The sequence below is a fragment of the Tateyamaria rhodophyticola genome, assembly GCF_047777875.1.
Taxonomy (GTDB): Bacteria; Pseudomonadota; Alphaproteobacteria; order Rhodobacterales; family Rhodobacteraceae; genus Tateyamaria.
In genome coordinates, this window is sequence record NZ_CP180519.1 from 443,551 (window position 1) to 461,534 (window position 17,984).

General features: G+C 66.2%; 17 protein-coding genes and 1 riboswitch. Of the genes, 5 read left to right on the forward strand and 12 right to left on the reverse strand.

Going from position 1 to position 17,984, the window contains the following annotated elements; genetic code table 11:
- Positions 1-5: 5 nt before the first annotated feature.
- Genes ACERHN_RS03510 through ACERHN_RS03520 form a run of 3 tightly spaced genes read right to left on the reverse strand, consistent with a single transcriptional unit; the run spans position 6 to position 2,886 of the window.
- Positions 6-1,031: a YcjF family protein gene (locus ACERHN_RS03510; RefSeq protein WP_415921261.1), complete on the reverse strand. Its 1,026-nt coding sequence runs from the start codon at positions 1,029-1,031 to the stop codon at positions 6-8.
- On the reverse strand, positions 1,028-1,477 hold the full coding sequence (locus ACERHN_RS03515; protein WP_415921262.1) for a GNAT family N-acetyltransferase: 450 nt from the start codon (positions 1,475-1,477) through the stop codon (positions 1,028-1,030). The genes ACERHN_RS03510 and ACERHN_RS03515 overlap by 4 nt, the downstream gene beginning before the upstream one ends.
- Complete coding sequence (locus ACERHN_RS03520) at positions 1,474-2,886, reverse strand: YcjX family protein (RefSeq protein ID WP_415921263.1); 1,413 nt, start codon at positions 2,884-2,886, stop codon at positions 1,474-1,476. The genes ACERHN_RS03515 and ACERHN_RS03520 overlap by 4 nt, the downstream gene beginning before the upstream one ends.
- Positions 2,887-2,987: 101 nt before the next feature.
- Here ACERHN_RS03520 and truA point away from each other — a divergent pair, with 101 nt between their 5' ends.
- Positions 2,988-3,761: a tRNA pseudouridine(38-40) synthase TruA gene (gene truA, locus ACERHN_RS03525; RefSeq protein ID WP_415921264.1), complete on the forward strand. Its 774-nt coding sequence runs from the start codon at positions 2,988-2,990 to the stop codon at positions 3,759-3,761.
- On the opposite strand, the gene ACERHN_RS03530 is transcribed toward truA, so the two are convergent.
- The 9 genes from ACERHN_RS03530 to ACERHN_RS03570 all read right to left on the reverse strand — a co-directional run bounded on the left by ACERHN_RS03530 (position 3,758) and on the right by ACERHN_RS03570 (position 11,808).
- Entirely contained in the window at positions 3,758-4,258 is a 501-nt protein-coding gene (locus ACERHN_RS03530; protein ID WP_415921265.1) for a hypothetical protein, read from the reverse strand. The genes truA and ACERHN_RS03530 overlap by 4 nt on opposite strands.
- Positions 4,255-5,898, reverse strand: coding sequence for a hypothetical protein (locus ACERHN_RS03535; RefSeq protein ID WP_415921266.1), 1,644 nt, complete (start codon positions 5,896-5,898; stop codon positions 4,255-4,257). Before ACERHN_RS03535 ends, ACERHN_RS03530 begins: the two co-directional genes overlap by 4 nt.
- Before the next feature lie 77 nt (positions 5,899-5,975).
- Entirely contained in the window at positions 5,976-7,211 is a 1,236-nt protein-coding gene (locus ACERHN_RS03540; protein WP_415921267.1) for an acyl-CoA dehydrogenase family protein, read from the reverse strand.
- A gap of 71 nt (positions 7,212-7,282) precedes the next feature.
- Entirely contained in the window at positions 7,283-8,113 is an 831-nt protein-coding gene (locus tag ACERHN_RS03545) for a 3-keto-5-aminohexanoate cleavage protein (RefSeq protein ID WP_415921268.1), read from the reverse strand.
- Positions 8,114-8,173: 60 nt separating this feature from the next.
- The gene (locus ACERHN_RS03550) at positions 8,174-8,566 is read right to left on the reverse strand and encodes a 5-carboxymethyl-2-hydroxymuconate isomerase (protein ID WP_415921269.1); all 393 of its coding nucleotides are present in this window, start codon (positions 8,564-8,566) and stop codon (positions 8,174-8,176) included.
- Positions 8,567-8,587: 21 nt separating this feature from the next.
- The gene (locus ACERHN_RS03555) at positions 8,588-10,030 is read right to left on the reverse strand and encodes a cobyric acid synthase (RefSeq protein ID WP_415921270.1); all 1,443 of its coding nucleotides are present in this window, start codon (positions 10,028-10,030) and stop codon (positions 8,588-8,590) included.
- The gene (locus ACERHN_RS03560; RefSeq protein WP_415921271.1) at positions 10,027-10,497 is read right to left on the reverse strand and encodes a metal-dependent hydrolase; all 471 of its coding nucleotides are present in this window, start codon (positions 10,495-10,497) and stop codon (positions 10,027-10,029) included. The genes ACERHN_RS03555 and ACERHN_RS03560 overlap by 4 nt, the downstream gene beginning before the upstream one ends.
- 28 nt (positions 10,498-10,525) lie before the next feature.
- Positions 10,526-11,137 carry a cob(I)yrinic acid a,c-diamide adenosyltransferase gene (gene cobO, locus ACERHN_RS03565; protein WP_415921272.1) on the reverse strand — a complete coding sequence of 204 codons (612 nt, stop codon included), beginning with the start codon at positions 11,135-11,137 and terminating at the stop codon, positions 10,526-10,528.
- A 68-nt stretch (positions 11,138-11,205) separates the two neighbouring features.
- The gene (locus ACERHN_RS03570; RefSeq protein ID WP_415921273.1) at positions 11,206-11,808 is read right to left on the reverse strand and encodes an HAD family hydrolase; all 603 of its coding nucleotides are present in this window, start codon (positions 11,806-11,808) and stop codon (positions 11,206-11,208) included.
- Between the two features lie 81 nt (positions 11,809-11,889).
- Positions 11,890-12,107, forward strand: a riboswitch (cobalamin riboswitch).
- An 80-nt stretch (positions 12,108-12,187) separates the two neighbouring features.
- On the opposite strand from ACERHN_RS03570, the gene ACERHN_RS03575 reads away from it, so the two are divergent.
- From ACERHN_RS03575 to cobG, 4 genes are read left to right on the forward strand one after another with little or no spacing between them, the layout of a single operon-like run.
- Positions 12,188-12,562: a DUF1636 family protein gene (locus ACERHN_RS03575; RefSeq protein ID WP_415921274.1), complete on the forward strand. Its 375-nt coding sequence runs from the start codon at positions 12,188-12,190 to the stop codon at positions 12,560-12,562.
- Between the two features lies 1 nt (position 12,563).
- Positions 12,564-13,619 (forward strand): cobalamin biosynthesis protein CobW, encoded by a 1,056-nt coding sequence (gene cobW, locus ACERHN_RS03580; protein WP_415921275.1) that lies wholly within the window; start codon positions 12,564-12,566, stop codon positions 13,617-13,619.
- A gap of 15 nt (positions 13,620-13,634) precedes the next feature.
- Positions 13,635-16,868 carry a cobaltochelatase subunit CobN gene (gene cobN / locus ACERHN_RS03585; protein WP_415921276.1) on the forward strand — a complete coding sequence of 1,078 codons (3,234 nt, stop codon included), beginning with the start codon at positions 13,635-13,637 and terminating at the stop codon, positions 16,866-16,868.
- Positions 16,865-17,983: a precorrin-3B synthase gene (cobG, locus tag ACERHN_RS03590; RefSeq protein ID WP_415921277.1), complete on the forward strand. Its 1,119-nt coding sequence runs from the start codon at positions 16,865-16,867 to the stop codon at positions 17,981-17,983. The genes cobN and cobG overlap by 4 nt, the downstream gene beginning before the upstream one ends.
- Position 17,984 lies beyond the last annotated feature (1 nt).

Sequence of the window (17,984 nt, forward strand, 5' to 3'; positions counted from 1 at the left end):
AGCGGTTATCCTGACGTGTCTTTGAGTTGGGATGGGGTTGAGGACTGAAATAGACCGCCAAGCGCCTGTTTCACCAGTCGGCGCGCTTTGGGACGCGCGCCGGGTGCAAATGGCAGCGGACGGCACACCTCCATCGCGGCAACGCCGACACGCGCGGTCAGCGCACCGTTCACCAACCCTTCGCCAAAGCGCCGCGACAGCTTGCCGAGGATCGACCCGCCCAGGATCGGCTCAAGCATGTCATCGCCCACGGCCACGGCACCTGTCGCGACCAGATGGGTCATCACCGCACGGGTCAGCCGCCAACTGCCCAGCGTGCCGCCGCGCCCGCCATAGACCTCGGCAATGCGGCGGATCATGCGCAGGTTCGCCGTCAGCGCCGCGATCACATCCGCGAGTGCAAGCGGCACGAGCGCCGTGACGGTGGCCACCTGCCGGGCTGCGGCCTCCACCTCGCGTTCGGCCAGCGCATCCAGCGGCGTGATCATCTCGCGGTCGGCCAGCGCCAGAAGCGCCGCGGCATCCAGCTGATCGCCGCGCAACTCGGCCACGCGCGCGCGGCCCCATTCGGTCTCGGGCCGCGCCTGATAGAGCGCGTTGAGCCGGTCGACGACCCCCCGCGCCCCTGCGAGATCATCGGCCACAACCGCATCCGCCGCCGCCCGCCGCAGCCCGTCAATCCGCGCCAGACGCCGCAAGGCCGCCAACTCGCGCAACGCCAGCACCAGCAGCACCAGGCACATCGCAGCAAAAAGCCCGGTCAGCGCCCACCCCACAACAGGTTGCCGCGCGATCCAGCCATTCACATAATCCCAAGCCGCCGTGCTCAGCACCGCAATGAACAGCGTCCCCGCAATGGCCCAGAACCACCGCGCAAGCCGTGAGGGCGGGCGGCTGGCCACCTGCGTCACCGCCTGCATCGCGGCGCCTTGCGGCACGGACGGCACCGGGTCGGGCACCGGCGGTGCGTCTGTCACCGGGGGTGCCGCATCGGTGTCCTCAAGATCGAACAGAACCGGGCCTTTGGTCATAGCTGCCCCTCTTTTTGCCAGCGGAGCAGGATGTCGGGCAAACCCTCTTCGTTGTCGCCATCCGTGCGCCGCACCTCGGAAAAGCCATGCCGGGCATAGAACCGTTGCGCGCCGGTATTGGCCTCGAACGTCCAGAGGTTCAGCCGGTCCACCGCGTCTTGCGCCCTGTGCAACAGCGCCGCGCCGATGCCGCATCCGCACCTGTCCGGCGCAACATAAAGCGCGTGCACATCCGCACCATCACGCGCGATGAAGCCCAGTACCTGCCCGTCCTGTTCCGCCACCTCGACCCAGCCGCGTTCGATCATGCTGCCGGTAAAGCTGATGGTTTCGGCGCGGGTGTGTAGGCGCGGCATCCAGCGCGTGCCTTCGGCAAAGGCCGACAGGATCGCACCCGTGGCGCCCGCATCGGTGGGCTGCGCCGCGCGCAGGGTCAGGACAGTCACAGCCGGTCTCCGATCAGGAACTGCGCCGCCTGATCAAGGCGGATATGGGGCGGACCGTCTCCGGGGCGCAACGTCATTGGCGCAGGTGCAAAACGCATCACGCCGTAATCCGCCTCCAGCCAGTCGCGCGCGCCGGTCTGGCCCGGTGTCAGGATATGGACCGGGTCTTCGGGCAACGCGCCGGGATAGAACGCCGCCTGCTTGCCGGTATCGAGAAGCGTGCCGCGCACCACGTCAAGCGCCTCACCCTCATGGGTCATCGTGTCTTCGGTCGTGGCGCGCAGGGCCGCGAGCGCCAGCGCCTGCGTTTCGGCCCCGGCAAAGCGCGCGCGGTCGCGCGCCTCGCGGGTCAGCGCCTCCATGATGGCGGTCAGGCGGGCGTGCTGGCTGTGATGGACATGGTCGGCCTTGGTCGCGGCAAAAAGGATCTTTTCCACCCGGCGGCCCCGGAACAGCTGGGTCAGGAAAGCGTTGCGACCGGGGCGGAACGCACCAAGGATGTCCGCCATACCCTGGCGCATGTCCTCAACCGCCGCGGGGCCCGAATGGATCGCGCCAAGCGCATCAACCAGCACGACCTGCCGGTCGATCCGGGCAAAGTGATCGCGAAAGAACGGGCGCACGACCTGCGCCTTGTAGGCCTCGAACCGGCGCGCCATCTCGCGGCGCAGGGACCGGCGCGGCGCATCTCCGGGCGGCAGCGGCGCAAAGGTCAGGACCGGCGATCCGGCCAGATCACCGGGCAGCAGGAACCGCCCCGGCGTACAGTCATAGAACCCCGCCGCCCGCGCCGCCCCGAGGTAGGCGGTAAAGCTGGCCGCAAGCGCCTTGGCCGCGACCTCGTCCAGCCGTGCCGCCCCGTCGGACTGCGCCGCCAAAGCGGCGTATGCCTGCCCCTCGTCCCGTGCCTGTGCACGGGTCAGCGCCGTGGCCGACCAGTCATCATAGCTCTGATCCAGAAGGCCCAGATCCAGAAGCCATTCCCCGGGATAGTCGATGATATCGAGGTTCAGCGTGCGTGGCCCCTGCAACCCGGCCAACAACCCCGCGGGCTGCACCTTGAGTGAGAGGCGCAATTCGCTAACCGACCGTGTGCTGTCGGGCCATTCGGGCGGCGTGCCAAACAGCGACGCCTTGTGGGCCTCGTAATCAAAGCGGGGGATCGTGTCGTTGGGCTGCGGTTGCAAATAGGCCGCCTGCACCCGTCCCTGGCTTGCCGCCAACAGGTGCGGCATCCGCCCCCGGTCCAGCAGGTTGGCCACAAGCGATGTGATGAACACCGTCTTGCCCGACCGCGCAAGGCCCGTCACACCCAACCGGATCGTGGGCGTGCCCACCAGATCCGCGCCGGTGTCATAGATGCCCTGCGCCGTGTTCATCAGCCCATCGGCAAGTGTCGTCAGAACCACGCTGCGGCCTTTCCTTCGTCCTTGCAACGCAACATAAGGGCGGCGCGGCACCGCTGCCAGTACCATTGCAGCGCGCGCGCCACCGCGCTAGGCACGCGCCCATGCCACGCTACGCTCTCAAAGTCGAATATAACGGTGCGCCTTTTGCCGGCTGGCAACGGCAGGCGGATCAGCCGTCGGTACAGGGCGCGATCGAAGACGCGCTGGCCCGGCTCGAGCCGCGCGCCCACACCATCGCCGCCGCCGGACGCACGGACACGGGCGTGCACGGGCTGGGACAGGTGGCGCATTGCGATATGGTCAAGGACTGGGACCCGTTCCGCCTGTCCGAGGCGCTGAACCACCACCTGAAGCCGCACCCGGTGGCCATTGTCGCCTGCGCGCAGGTGTCGGATGACTGGCACGCGCGGTTTTCAGCGACCGAACGGCGGTACATGTTCCGCATCCTGATGCGGCGCGCGCCGGTGACGCATCTGCGCGGGCTCGTCTGGCGTGTGAACAATCCGCTCGACGTTGCGGCGATGCACGACGCCGCGCAACGGCTGGTGGGGCATCACGACTTTACCACGTTCCGGTCCTCGATTTGCCAGGCGGCAAGCCCGGTCAAGACGCTGGACCGGCTGAACGTGACACTGGAACAGGGTGTGCACGGGCCGGAGGTGCGGTTTGACGTGCGCGCACGATCATTCCTGCACAATCAGGTGCGCAGCTTTGTGGGCACGCTCGAACGGGTGGGCGCAGGCGCATGGACCGCGCAGGACGTATCGGATGCGCTCGCGGCGCGGGAACGGGCCGCCTGCGGACCGGTCTGCCCGCCGGACGGTCTGTACCTTGCCGGTGTTGGCTACGATGAGGATCCGTTTGCTGCGGGTTAATCCGTGTCCATGAGACCCGCGCCGGCCCCCATGGTCCGTGATGCCTCGCTGTCGGGCACATAGGTCTTTGCGGCATAGTCCGTCAGGGCATCGTGCAGGGCCGGGCTGATGCTCAGGCGGTCGGGACGCTCCCGCGTGCTGGGCGATGACAGATCCAGCGCGGCCAGCACCGTGTCGCCTGTCACCTCAACCGCTGCAAGGCACGGCAAGCCAAAAAGCCAGCTGACCAGAAGCGCGCGCTGCCCGGCGCAGGCTTCGACGGATTTCACGGGGCGCTGCGTAATCGAGGCACGCTCGATCACCTCTTCGACACGTTGGGCGAGGGTCACGATCCGGTCGGGATCATCCAGCGCCGCATGCAGCGGCGCCTCTGCCCCGCCATCGGCCAGATGACGGGTCAACATCGCCCCAAAGGCCAGCGATTGCGCCGCAGGCACGCCCGCCCCTGCCGCCGCACGGGTCGCAACCGCCTGCACCTCGGTCCAGGATCGGCTCATGTCGTCAGAACGGGCAACCACCAATCATCCATGTCCTTCGTTAACTCATCCCCCAAGGGCGCGCCTTGCGCCAGGGTGATGCGGGTCCATAGGTCTGATTTAGGGTCAAACTTCGTCGCACCAAAGAAGCTGAGCTTGCATCTGAGCATATCAATGGGGCGGCACGTCGTCGCAATCAGGTTGTCGCGGATCTCGGAAAAGGGCTGCGCGGCAAGGATCGCAACCCGGTCCACGGCGTATTTATGCGCCGGGCACGCGCGCAGAAATGCGCTGACCGGTTGGTCCTCGGCAGGCAGATCGGCATAGGCTGCGGCGACGCGCCGCGCGATGTCCAGCGGCGTCTCACACTCCGCACCATGTTCCGCAAACCGGTCGCCGAGGCGGGGTTCCAGCTTGTCCGCGCTGATGTACCAGAACCGGCGACACGCGTCCTCAGCCGCGAAATCCACATCCAGCGCCCAGGCCCAGTCACGCGCAATCGCAGCACGCAGGGCGTCGGTCCCGGCGAAGGGCTGCGGGCGCGGGCCGAACGGGTCCAACATGCATTCGGCCAACCCGTCGACCCGTTCGGGGTGCAGTTCGAGCAGGAGGGCAATCACGAGTTCCTGCAAGGCCACGCTGCCCCGTTCGGCGGCGGCCCAGATCCGGTCATAGGGTGCGTCCGTTGGCATCGCCTCGAACACCGGGAGGAACGCCGCCCACTCCGCCTCGAGCGTGCGCAGGTCCGCCTCATCCTCGGGGGACGGCACGTGCCAATCCGCCAGATGTGCCGCAGCGCGGCGTGCCAAGGCCTGTGCCCGGTCGCGCGTGGCCTGCGGGATTTCAGCCACCGCACGCACCCGCGCCAACGCGGTTTCGCGTGACACCATCCAGTTGTTCAGCAGCACAGGATGCGTGACCAGGAACGGCGCCATGCCAAGCCCGGTGGCGTTGCCTACGCCGAAATGGCGCGCCAGATTGCGGTCGAGCGTGCCCTGCCCCACATGCTGCACCAGATCGAGCGTGAATTGGCGGATCAGGAACACGGTCAGCATCTCGGCGGCAAACGCACCGGACAGCTCGGGCCGATCCGCGATCAGGTGGCGGTCCGCGATCCCGAACTTGCCGTTGCCATACACGGCCGTGGTCCGCATCAGATATCCGATTTCAACGATCCGTTCCGGTGACGGCTGACCGCCCGCCCGCAACGCCTCGACCGTTTCGGTCCACATCCGCACGGACTTGTTCGCCCGGCTCAGCACCAGATCGCGCGGCCCGAACCGGCCCGCCTCCTGCAAGGGGGCCTGCGCCGCAATCCGGTCAATGTCATCCTGATCCGGGATGCCGTCAAAGAGCACAAAGGCCGCGTCCCACGCGGTGGCAATCACCCGGTCGCTGCGCGCCTCCGGATCCAGCGGGCGCGACACCGACACAAGCGCATAGTCACGCCCGCCCAGACGCACGGCATGCACGGCGGTGCCGTAACCATCGTCGCAGACCTGCCAATGCAGGCGGGTGATCTGCGCCTGTTCCTGACACAGCCGCCGGACCAGCACCCGCAGAAAGCTGAGCCGTGTGGGCATCATCACGCCCATCCGGCTCAGACGCATCACGTCCTGCGGCGCGCGCAAGGGCAAAGGATCAGTGGCCATGTCTTTCATGATCGCAAGTAGGCCAGAAAGCCGCCCCGCCGCGCAAGTCATTTTGGCCCCATACAGCGGCAGAAAACGACGCCCGCCTAAACCGGCGTCTGCGTGTATTTCTTCAACTCGGCCCGCGCGACCTGACGACGGTGTACCGCATCCGGCCCGTCAGCCAACCGCAAGGTCCTTTGATGCGTCCAGGCATTGGCCAACGGCGTGTCCTGGCTGATCCCCTGACCACCATGCATCTGCACGGCCTCGTCAATCACCTTGAGCGACACGCGCGGCGCGATCACCTTGATCTGGCTGATCCACGGGGCGGCGGCGCGCGCATCACCCTGATCCATCATCCACGCAGCCTTGAGGCACAAAAGCCGCGCCATCTCGATCTCCATCCGGCATTCGGCGATGATGTCGTAATTCGCCCCCAGCTGTGCCAGCGGCTTGCCGAACGCCTCCTTGGACAGGCTGCGCTTGCACATCAGCTCAAGGGCCGCCTCGGCCTGACCAATGGCGCGCATGCAGTGGTGGATGCGGCCGGGCCCAAGGCGTCCTTGGGCAATCTCGAACCCGCGCCCCTCGCCCAAAAGGATGTTTTCCGCAGGCACCCGCGCATCCGTGAACCGGATATGCATATGACCATGGGGCGCGTCGTCATGGCCATACACCATCATCGGACGCAGCACTTCGATGCCGGGCGTGTCCGCAGGCACGACAATCATGGAATGGCGCTTGTGCTTGGGCGCGTCAGCGTCCCCGGTGCGCACCATCACGATATACACCTTGCAGCGCGGGTCCCCTGCGCCAGAGGCCCAGTACTTCTCACCGTTGAGCACATAATCATCGCCGTCCCGCACGCAGGACATCGAGATATTCGTGGCATCGGACGAGGCCACGTCCGGCTCTGTCATCAGGTAGGCCGACCGGATCTCGCCTTCGAGCAGCGGGGCCAGCCAATCGGACTTCATCTGTGGCGTGCCATAGCGTTCGAACACCTCCATGTTGCCCGTGTCGGGCGCGGAGCAGTTGAACACCTCGGCCCCAAGCGGTGTCTTGCCCATCTCTTCGGCGAAATGCGCGTATTCCACCGTGGAGAGGCCAAAGCCACGCTCGCTGTCGGTCAGCCAGAAGTTCCACAGCCCCGCCGCCTTGGCCTTGGCCTTGAGACCTTCGAGGATGTCCGCCTGCCGCGCGGTGTAGGTCCAGCGGTCTTCCTTTGGCACCTCGGCGGCGTATTCCTCCTCAACGGGCATCACCTCATCCCGGATCATCGCCGCCACCCGGTCCAGCAGGGTGCGCGTTTCGGGCCGCAGGCCAAAGGTCATGTCCATGTGATGTTCTCCCTGATGCCGGTGCACCGTGCCGGGATTGCCGCACCTTGTCCAGCCGCAGGGCGCAGCGATCAGGCGGCGCGGAGCCCCAGAATGGCGCGCGCCTGCGCCGGGGTGGCGACGGGCCGGTCATGGCGGGCACAGATATCAGCCAAGCGCGCCACGAGCGCCGCGTTCGATGGGGCCAGCGTGTCCCGGTCAAGCCGTACATTGTCCTCAAGGCCGGTGCGCGCATGCCCACCGGCGGCCACGGCCCATTCGTTCAACACGATCTGATTGCGCCCGATCCCTGCCGCACACCACGGTGCGCGGGGAAACAGGCGCTCCACCGTTTGCACATAGAAATCAAACACATGCCGATCGGCGGGCATCGCATTTTTCACGCCCATCACAAACTGCACATAGGGCGTATCGATGATCTCGCCCGCGGCGTGCATCTCTGCGGCGCGCAGGATGTGGCTGAGGTCAAAGGCCTCGATCTCGGGCTTCACATCATAGGCCCGCATTTCCGACGCCAGCCACGCCACAAGGTCGGGCGGGTTCTCGTAGACGCGCGTGGGAAAGTTGTTCGAACCCACCGACAGCGACGCCATATCCGGGCGCAACGGGAGCATGCCGCCACGTTCCTTGCCCGCGCCGGACCGGCCCCCGGTCGACAGCTGGATGATCATACCGGGGCAGTGTTTCTCCACCCCTTCCTTCAACGCAGCAAAGCGGGCGGGATCAGAGCTTGGGCTTTCGTCGTCGTTGCGCACATGGGCGTGGCAGATGCTGGCCCCCGCCTCGAACGCGGCATGGGTGCTTTCGATCTGTTCCGAAATGCTGATCGGCACCGCCGGGTTGTCGGCCTTGCGCGGCACGGATCCGGTGATGGCGACACAGATGATGCAGGGGGTGGTCATGCGCGGGTCCACTTCATGGGCTCCGGCCATCGTTCCGCAATCGACGCGCAGGGTCCAGCCTCAATGCATCTCGGGCGGCAGGAAGCGGCGGATGGAGCTGGTCTTGCGGCTGGTGGCTGCTGCGGCTTCGCGCAGCTCCAGCGACAGCATGAAGGGCGCCTGCGCCATGTGATCCGCGGTGAACGCCTCCGCGGCGGCAAAAACGGCGTCGGCGGCGCGCGCCTGCGTCTCCGCATCCCGGCCCGCCCCGATGCGCACCGCGATGTCGATAAACCCGTGGCCCGGATCGCCATCCGCAATCACCACATGGGTCGCTGCAAAGGCCCGCACCCGGATGCCTGCGGGCGGAAAGACACCACAAGCTACGGCGGCATCCCGCAAGGCGACGCACAGCGCCGCGATGTCTATCTGGTCTTCGAGATTGGCGGAGTATTCAAGCGTGATATGAGGCATGGCGCAGCGTCGCCCGTGCCCTCAGCGCGCGCAAGCCAAAACTGCGCCCACATCCAGATGCGCCTCGAGATGATCGGCCAGCGCGTCCAGCGTCGCTTCCACATCCTGCGCATAGGCCACCTGCCCCTGCACGTCGAACCGGGCAAGCCAGGCGTGCCGGAACGCATCATCGCGGAAAATCCCGTGCAGGTAACTCGCCTCTATCCGGCCATCCGCACTGACTGCGCCTTCGTCCACACCGTCCACTTGGGCAAAGGGACGCGCACGGTCCGGGCCGGTGGTGACGCCCTTGTGCATCTCATAACCCTGCATCGCAGCGCCCGTGCCCACATGCACGGCGCGTGTTTCGGTCAGGCGCTTGTCGCCCGTCATCACGGTCGACACATCCAGCAGGCCAAGCCCCTGCGCCGTGCCTGCCGCGCCCTCGATCCCCTCCGGATCCTCCACCACGTGGCCCAGCATCTGATACCCGCCGCAAATGCCCAGCACATGCCCGCCCCGACGCATATGCGCCGCAATGTCCACGTCCCAGCCTTGCGCGCGCAAGAATGCCAGATCGCCGCGCGTGGACTTGCTGCCCGGGATCACCACGACATCAGCATCGCCGGGCACCGCCTGCCCGGCCTCCAGCATCGTGACCCGCACACCCGGCTCCTGCGCCAGCGGGTCCATGTCGTCGAAATTGGCGATCCGGCTCAACTTGAGGCACACGATATGCAGGCCCGCATCCCGCCCCGGTGTGCGGATGTCCAACGCATCTTCGGCGGGCAGTTTCCAGGCATCGGCAAACCACGGCACCACGCCGAACCCGCGCCACCCGGTGTGATCCGTGATCAGCGCATAGCCATCATCGAACAGGCGCGGATCGCCGCGAAACCGGTTGATGATGAACCCCCGGATCATGGCGGCATCCTTGGGATCGATCACCTCCTGCGTGCCGACAACCTGTGCGATGACCCCGCCCCGGTCGATGTCCCCCACCAGCACCACAGGCGTGTCCGACGCCCGCGCGAACCCCATATTGGCGATGTCACCAGCGCGCAGATTGACCTCCGCCGGGCTGCCCGCCCCTTCGACCAGCACCAGATCGTGGCTGGCTTTGAGCCGCCCAAAGCTGTCCAGCACGGGCGCCATCAAAGTGGGCTTCAGCGCTGCATAGTCGCGCGCCTTTACGGTGGCCACGCGCTGACCCTGCACCACCACCTGAGAGCCCACTTCGGTCTCGGGTTTGAGCAGCACAGGGTTCATGTCCGTGTGCGGCGCCAATCCGCAGGCCAGCGCCTGCAACGCCTGCGCGCGCCCGATCTCACCCCCATCCGACGTAACAGCGGCGTTGTTGGACATGTTCTGCGGCTTGAACGGCGCCACCGACAGCCCCCGTTTGACAGCGGCCCGGCACAGCCCCGCCACCAGCATCGACTTGCCCACGTTCGAGCCCGTGCCCTGAAGCATCAGCGCCGTCATGCTGCACGCGCCTTTCGGCGCAGCCAGTACATGCGGGCCGCCCCTGCGCAGATCACCAATTCGATCAACATCGTCCAGTGCAACAGAAACGACAGCACCCAATGGCTCTGTGTTGCGGGCACCGTGATGAGCGGGCCGGAAACCGACAGATCGCCCCACCCCCACGATACCGCACCGACAATTGTGTCCAGAACCATATGCAAGAGCGCGCCCAGCCCAACGCCAATCAGGACCCGCGATGTCGCAACAAATCCAAGGGTCAGCACCCCAGCCCAGACCGTCGGATCATGCGTGAAGTAGGAATGATGATGCACCGCACCGCCGTCGAGAAAGACAAATCGTAACATGTCCAGATCGGGTGCCACGGACCCCGCAAGAATGCTCCAGAACACCACCTGATCCCGGTCAAACGGCCGGTCACAGATGCAGGCCAGCATGTAGCCTGCCGGTGCATGGGCGATGATCATCGGACCTCCGGAATGCCGTAAAAATGGCTCAGAACTCGACACCTTTCTGTGCCTTGACGCCCAGATCCTTGAACGGATGTTTGACCAGCGTCATCTCCGTCACCAGATCGGCCGCCTCGATCAACTCGGGCTTGGCGTTGCGCCCGGTCAGGACCACGTGCGTCATCGCGGGTTTTTCGTTCATCAGGAAATCAACCACCTCGTCGATGTCGAGGTAATCATAGCGCAGCGCGATGTTGATCTCGTCCAGCAGGACGAACTGAACTTCGGGGTCCAAGATCTGTTCTTTGGCAATGCGCCAGCCGTTCTCAGCCGCCGCAATGTCCCGCTCGCGGTCTTGCGTTTCCCAGGTAAAGCCCTCGCCCGACACAAAAAACCGGCACTCATCTGCAAAGCGCGCGCGCAGAAACGTCTTTTCGCCCGTGTCCCAATTGCCCTTGATGAACTGCACCACGGCGCAGGGCATCCCATGCGCAATGCAGCGCATGATCATCCCGAACCCCGACGATGATTTGCCCTTGCCCGGCCCGGTATGGATCATGATCAGACCTTTTTCCTCGGTCTTGGTTTCCATCATCTTGTCGCGGGCGGCCTTGATCTTTTTCATCTTGGCGTTGTGGCGTGCGGTGATGTCGTCCATGGGGCCCTCCGGGATTGCGCGGCTTTTCGTGCCACGGAACGCAGGCCTGCGCCAGAGGCTTTGGGCGCTCAGGTCAAACTGTCCAGAAAATCGGGCAAGCCGTCGCGTGTGGCATCGGTAAAGTGAAAGACCCGCCAGCCCCGCCTTGCTGCCGCGTCGATATTGCGCGCGGTATCGTCGATTAGTGCGTGTCGCTCTGCGCCGCTCCACGCCTCGATCTGTTCGAAAAACGCGGCGTCGGGTTTGGCGCAGCCCATGCGGCCAGAGGCAAAGATGTGCGCGACACGCGCGCCAAACCCCATCTCCGTTTCAATATAGGCCGCGCGCCGGGCCTCATTGTTGGTGCCAATCACGTGGCACAGGTCAGGCCGACGCAGTTCCGCAACCACATCCGCGTCCGGCAGCGCGTCCCGCGCAAACCAATAGGCCAGGAACGCATCCGCATCCACATCATGCCCTGCCTGCGACAGCCACGCCTGCAACGCCGCGCGCAGGTCCGTGTGCCCCCGCATGATCCCGCCGATCCGGTCGGGATGAAACAGGTGCCCCGCCAGATCGGTCAGGTCGATGCCCCAATCCTGCTGCAACCGGTCCGCCCACACGAAACGGCCCGCCACGATATTGGCATTCAGCACCCCATCGAAATCCCACACGACAACCGGTTTGCGCATATGACCCTCCGTCATGCCCGAGCCTAGCCAATACGATGCGCAAGCTCCATTCCGTTCACGCTTGACTCTGTTCTGGACCGCGCGCACTACGGGTTTGCTGGTGCCCAAAGCGCGCTTTGGGTGAAAAGGGAATGCCGCTCGGGGGTTTTTTTGAAAATCCTTGATAACGCAGCCGCCCCCGCGACCGTGACCGGAGAGGTCCCCCCACGCCACTGGCTTTGCCGGGAAGGCAGGGTGGCCGAAGAGCAACCGCTCGAAATCCGCAAGCCGGGAGACCTGCCAGCGCACGTGACGAAACCGGGCGGGGTGTTCCGGGTGTCGGGACCACACGGCAATTGCCGCCCGCCATCTGCCATGCCGTCCCCGACAGGGAAATGATATGGCCGATTTGCCCCCCGTAGAGCTTCTGGTCTGCGTGAAATGCCGCCGCGAGCTTGAGGTGCCCGAAGGAGGCACCCGCCCCGGCGAGGCGCTCCATGCCGAACTGGCCAACCGCACCATGCCCGAGGGCGTGACGCTCAAAGCCGTCGAATGCCTGTCCAACTGCTCCTCGGGCTGTTCCGTCGCGGTGCGCGGGGGGGCGAGCCGTTGGACCTATGTCTACGGCAACCTCATGGAAGACCGCGACGCCGATATGGTGGTCGAAGGTGTCTCCAAATACGCCGCCACCGCCGACGGCCTTGTCCCCTGGCGCGACCGCCCCGAACATTTCCGCAAAAACTGCATCGCCCGCATCCCCCCGCAGGAGTTCTGATATGGCCAACCTGAATAAAGTCCCCGTCACCGTCATCACCGGCTTTCTCGGCTCGGGTAAAACCACCCTCGTCCGCCACCTGATGCAGAACCCGCAAGGGAAACGCCTCGCCGTGGTGGTCAACGAGTTTGGCGACGTGGGCGTCGATGGCGACATTCTCAAATCCTGCGCCATCCCCGACTGCCCCGCCGAAAACATCATGGAACTCGCCAACGGCTGCATCTGCTGCACAGTCGCCGATGATTTCATCCCCACGATCGAGGCGCTGATGGCGCTGGACCCACAGCCCGAGCACATCCTCATCGAGACAAGCGGTTTGGCCCTCCCGAAACCCCTGCTCAAGGCTTTCGACTGGCCCGACATCCGCAGCCGCATCACCGTGGACGGCGTGATCGCGCTGGCCGATGCCGAAGCCGTCGCCGCGGGCCGCTTTGCCCCGGATGTCGCAGCAGTCGATGCGCAGCGCGAAGCCGATGACAGCCTCGACCACGAAACCCCGCTGTCCGAGGTGTTCGAGGACCAGATCAGCTGCGCAGACATCATCCTGCTGACCAAACCGGACCTCGCTGGCCCCGACGGCATCGCCAAGGCCAAAGCTATCATCGAAGCCGAAGCGCCCCGCCCCCTGCCGGTCGTCGAAGTGGCCGAAGGCGCCGTGGACCCCCGCGTGATCCTCGGGCTTGAGGCCGCCGCCGAAGACGACATGGACGCGCGGCCCAGCCACCATGACGGGCACGACGACCACGAACATGACGACTTCGAATCCGTCATCATCGACATCCCCGAAGTGGACGACCCCACAGACCTCGTCGCCCGGATCGAAGCGATGGCAAAAGCGCAAAACATCCTGCGGGTCAAAGGCTACGCCGCCGTCACCGGCAAACCCATGCGCCTGCTGGTGCAAGCCGTGGGCGCCCGTGTCCGGCATCAATACGACCGCCCGTGGGCCGCAAATGAGGCGCGCCAAGGCCGTTTGGTCGTGATTGCCGAACATGACGACGTGAATGCAGCAGCGATCCGCGCCGCGCTGACAGATGTTCCGGCAGCCGCTGAGTAGTAAACAGGCCCCAAGATGCACGTCGTCTTCCGCGAAAGCCACGGGCTCGAAGAGACCGAGACACCCACCGATCTGGGGCAGACGCCCGCAGATCTGGTGGTGCTGTCCTTCTCGGACAGCGACCTCGGGGCGTTTGCGGCGGCGTATCACCGGGCCGATGGCAAGCTGCCGACCGTGCGGCTCGGCAACCTCGTGGGCCTCAAGCATCCGCTCTCCGTCGACACATATATCGAACAGACGCTGCAAGGGGCCACGGGCATCCTGATCCGCCTCATCGGCGGCGTGCCTTACTGGGCCTATGGCTTGCAACAAGTCGAAGCCCTCTGCCGCGCAAAAGGAATCGCGCTCGCCGTCCTGCCCGCCGATGGCCGCCCCGACCCTCGGCTGGACGAAGTCTCCACTCTCCCCGTCTCCACCCTCCGCCGCCTCGCCCATCTCTGTGACACCGGCGGCGCGGTGGCCGCGCAAGCGGCGCTGGCGCAAATGGCCCTCGCCTCGGGCCTTTATGCAGGTCCGGTCAAAGGCTCCAAAGCCCTTCCGACCGTCGGCGCGTGGACCCCCGAAGACGGCGTCGCCTGCCCACTGATCCAAGCCGCTGACGACAAGCCGCTGATCATCGTCACCTTCTACCGCGCCTACCTCGCTGCCGCCGACCTCGCGCCCATCGAAGCCACGTTCAAGGCACTGCGCCAACGCGGATTCCGCGTCCTTGGCCTCTTTGCCCCGTCGCTCAAAGCCCCCGAACCCGCCACATGGATGGCCCGCCAGATCACGCATCTGAAACCCGCCGCCATCGTCAACGCCACCGCCTTCTCCGGCATCGGTTCAAATGGCACGTCCCCCCTCGACGCGGGCGACGTGCCAGTGTTCCAGATCGCGTTGGCCACCTCGACACGCGACGCTTGGGAAGAGGCCGAGCGCGGCCTGTCGCCCACCGACCTCGCCATGCACGTCGTCCTGCCCGAGGTCGATGGCCGCCTTTTCGCAGGGGTCGCCTCTTTCAAGGAACCACAACCCCGCGACGACGCCCTGCAATTCGCCCGCTATGCCCATGCGGCGGACATGGCGCGCATCGACGCCGTCGCCGACCGGGTGCAGGCGTGGACCACCCTCGCCGCCACACCTGCGCCAGACCGGACCCTCGCGCTGATCCTCAGCACCTATCCGGGCAAAGACTGGAACATGGCCCACGCCGTCGGCCTCGACGCGCTGGCTTCGGCAGAGGCGATCCTGTCCGACCTGCAGGACGCAGGCCACGCCACCGACCCCGCGCCCATTACCCAAGCGCTGGAAACCGAAACCATCCGCTGGCCGCTCGCGGACTACAAGGCCGCACTCGCGACCCTACCCCAGTCCCTGCAAGCCGACCTTGCCACCGCATGGGGCGATCCCGAGGCGGACACCATCGCAGGCCATTTCCACTTCCCCGCAACCCGGCGCGGCAACGTCCTCATCGCCCTGCAACCCGAACGCGGGAACCCAAAGCAGCGCGACGACGATTACCACGACCTGTCGCGCACCCCGCGCCACGCCTATGTTGCCTTCTACCTCTGGCTCCAATCCCAGACCCAAGCGCTGATCCATATCGGCGCGCACGGCACGCTCGAATGGCTGCCCGGCAAATCCGTGGCGCTGTCGCACGAATGCTGGCCCGAAGCGCTGACCGGCACACTGCCCGTCATCTATCCCTTCATCGTCAATGACCCCGGCGAGGCGGCACAAGCCAAGCGCCGCATCGGAGCCGTCACCCTCGGCCACCTGCCGCCCCCGATGAAGGACAGCGCCACGCCGGACCGCTTTGTCCGGCTCGAAACCCTGCTTGACGAGTTTTCCAACGCCGACGGCCTTGACCCCAAGCGCCGCGACCGGCTGCAGGAGGACATCCGAACTGAGGCCCAAGCCATCGGCGTCGAAAACGACCTCGGCCTCGACCGTGCATCGTGCTCAGCCGAGGCCATCACCCGCATCGACCGCTTTGTCTGCGACATCAAGGAAAGCCAGTTTGGCGACGGCCTCCACATCTGGGGCCAAGGTGCCGACACCGAACGCACCGCCCTGATCGACGCCCTGAACGGCAAACGCATCCCCGGCGGCCCCTCCGGCTCCCCCCATCGCGGGCGGCGCGACGTGCTGCCGACGGGCCGCAACCTCTACACCACCGATCCACGATCTGTGCCCACCCGCGCGGCCTACGCCCAAGGCGTGAAACTGGCCGAAGAACTCGTCCGCCGCCACCTGCAAGAAGAAGGCGATTGGCCCCGCGGTCTGATCGTCGACCTCTGGGGCTCCGCCACCATGCGGACAGCAGGCGAGGAATTCGCCATGGCGCTCCACCTCTTGGGCGTGAAACCCGTCTGGGACCAAGGCTCCGAACGCGTCTCGGGTATCGAAGTGCTGCCCATCACCGACCTCGACCGCCCCCGCATCGACGTGACCTTACGCGTCTCCGGCCTCTTCCGCGACGTGTTCCCAACGCTCTCGGCCTTGTTCTCCCAAGCCGTCCGCGCGCTGTCGGCCCGCGACGAAGCCCCCGACTGGAACCCCTACGCAGGCCACGCCGCCACGGCCCGCGTCTACGGCCCCGCCCCCGGCAGCTTCGGCCTTGGCATGGGCACAGACATCGAAACCTTCACCGACGAGGCCCGCACGGCCGCAGGCAACGCTTGGCTGGCTGCATCCGCCTACGCCCTCGACGGCACCAAGACGACAAAGGATGAGGCCGGTATCCGGGAACGCGTCGCGCAGGCCGACAGCTTCGTCCACCTGCAAGACCTCCCCGAAACCGACGTCTTGCTGGCTTCGGACTACGCCGCGCACGAGGCTGGCTTTGCCGCTGCGCAAGCCGTCACGGGTGGCAAGGCGTCCCTGTATCACCTCGATACCACGCAACCCGACCGCCCCCGCGCCCGCACCCTGCCCGAAGAGATCGCCCGCGTCGTGCAGGCCCGCGCCACGCAACCGGACTGGCTGCGCGGCATGATGCGCCACGGCTTCCGCGGCGGGGCCGAAATTGCCGCCACCCTCGACCACATGGCGTCCTTTGCGCATCTGGCGGGCGTTGTTGGCCCACACCTTTTTGACGCCTATCACGACGCGACCTTGGGCGACGCGCAGGTCGCAGCCTTCCTCCAAGACGCCAACCCCGGCGCGTACCAAGCCATGCAGGATCAGTTCGCAGCATTGGATGCGGCAGGCCTCTGGCACACCCGCCGCAACTCCATCCGCGCAGCACTTGAGGCCGCGCAATGACCGTCAAAGGCTGGTGCCCCGGCGCGCATACGCCAATGATGTCCGGCGACGGGCTGCTGGTGCGCATACGCCCCCGCCTTGGCCGTCTGGAAGCCGCGCAAACCGTCGGCCTCTGCGCCCTGTCGCAACGCTTCGGCAACGGCATCATCGACCTGACCAGCCGCGCGAACCTGCAACTGCGCGGCGTCGCAGAAGCAGACCACCCGGCCCTCATGTCGGAACTGGCCGCTCTGAACCTAATCGACGAGGATGCCGAAACCGAGGCGCGGCGCAACGTCATGGTGACGCCCACATGGGCACCAGGCGATATGACCACACGCCTGCACGCGGCCCTTGTCGAAGCACTCCACGACATCCCGTCCATGCCAGCCAAGGTCGGCATCGCCATAGACACCGGCCCCGCGCCCATGCTCCAGAACGCGCCTGCGGATTTCCGGTTCGAACGAACCTCCGATGGCGCGCTGATATTGCGCGCCGATGGCGTCAGCCGGGGGCGCTGCATCGACGAAACCGCGGCCATGCCAGCGTTGATCGAAATGGCCACCTGGTTTGTGAACACCGGCGGCATCGCCGCAAAACGGATGTCGCGACACGTGGCCACAACGCCGCCGCCCGCAGAATGGTCCGCCGCATTGCCCGCCGCTCCAGCGCGCCGTTTGCGCCCGGGACCCCACGCCAAGGGCACCGTGTGGGGTGCGCCCTTTGGCAGCCTCAACGCAGAGGCCCTCGCCCGACTGATCCATGACAGCGCGGCCCGCGCGCTGCGGCTCACCCCGTGGCGGTTGTTCCTCCTTGAAAACGCCATGCCGACCGACAGCCCGGACTTCATCGCGACGGACAACGATCCCTTGTTGCATGTGCACGCCTGCCCCGGTGCCCCCGCTTGTGCTGTCGCCACCGTGGACACGCGCAGCCTCGCCCGCGCCCTCGCGCCGCATTACCCCAAGGGGCTGCACGTCTCGGGCTGCGCCAAGGGGTGCGCCCACCCGCGCCCGGCACCCACAACCCTCGTCGGCACGGGTGGCACGTTCGATCTTGTGGAAAACGGCCATCCATGGGATGCCCCGCGCGCGACCGGCCTCACGGCCAAAGACATCCTGACGCCAGCGAGCTGAC

Excerpts from the sequence above, each read along its gene's own strand:
- ACERHN_RS03575 (WP_415921274.1), top strand. The coding sequence starts at position 12,188 with ATGGCCGATTTGCCCCCCGTAGAGCTTCTGGTCTGCGTGAAATGCCGC.
- ACERHN_RS03555 (WP_415921270.1), bottom strand. The coding sequence starts at position 10,030 with ATGACGGCGCTGATGCTTCAGGGCACGGGCTCGAACGTGGGCAAGTCG.
- ACERHN_RS03570 (WP_415921273.1), bottom strand. The coding sequence starts at position 11,808 with ATGCGCAAACCGGTTGTCGTGTGGGATTTCGATGGGGTGCTGAATGCC.
- ACERHN_RS03545 (WP_415921268.1), bottom strand. The coding sequence starts at position 8,113 with ATGACCACCCCCTGCATCATCTGTGTCGCCATCACCGGATCCGTGCCG.
- cobG (WP_415921277.1), top strand. The coding sequence starts at position 16,865 with ATGACCGTCAAAGGCTGGTGCCCCGGCGCGCATACGCCAATGATGTCC.
- cobW (WP_415921275.1), top strand. The coding sequence starts at position 12,564 with ATGGCCAACCTGAATAAAGTCCCCGTCACCGTCATCACCGGCTTTCTC.
- ACERHN_RS03530 (WP_415921265.1), bottom strand. The coding sequence starts at position 4,258 with ATGAGCCGATCCTGGACCGAGGTGCAGGCGGTTGCGACCCGTGCGGCG.
- ACERHN_RS03510 (WP_415921261.1), bottom strand. The coding sequence starts at position 1,031 with ATGACCAAAGGCCCGGTTCTGTTCGATCTTGAGGACACCGATGCGGCA.
- ACERHN_RS03535 (WP_415921266.1), bottom strand. The coding sequence starts at position 5,898 with ATGAAAGACATGGCCACTGATCCTTTGCCCTTGCGCGCGCCGCAGGAC.
- ACERHN_RS03540 (WP_415921267.1), bottom strand. The coding sequence starts at position 7,211 with ATGGACATGACCTTTGGCCTGCGGCCCGAAACGCGCACCCTGCTGGAC.
- truA (WP_415921264.1), top strand. The coding sequence starts at position 2,988 with ATGCCACGCTACGCTCTCAAAGTCGAATATAACGGTGCGCCTTTTGCC.
- ACERHN_RS03550 (WP_415921269.1), bottom strand. The coding sequence starts at position 8,566 with ATGCCTCATATCACGCTTGAATACTCCGCCAATCTCGAAGACCAGATA.
- cobN (WP_415921276.1), top strand. The coding sequence starts at position 13,635 with ATGCACGTCGTCTTCCGCGAAAGCCACGGGCTCGAAGAGACCGAGACA.
- ACERHN_RS03560 (WP_415921271.1), bottom strand. The coding sequence starts at position 10,497 with ATGATCATCGCCCATGCACCGGCAGGCTACATGCTGGCCTGCATCTGT.
- cobO (WP_415921272.1), bottom strand. The coding sequence starts at position 11,137 with ATGGACGACATCACCGCACGCCACAACGCCAAGATGAAAAAGATCAAG.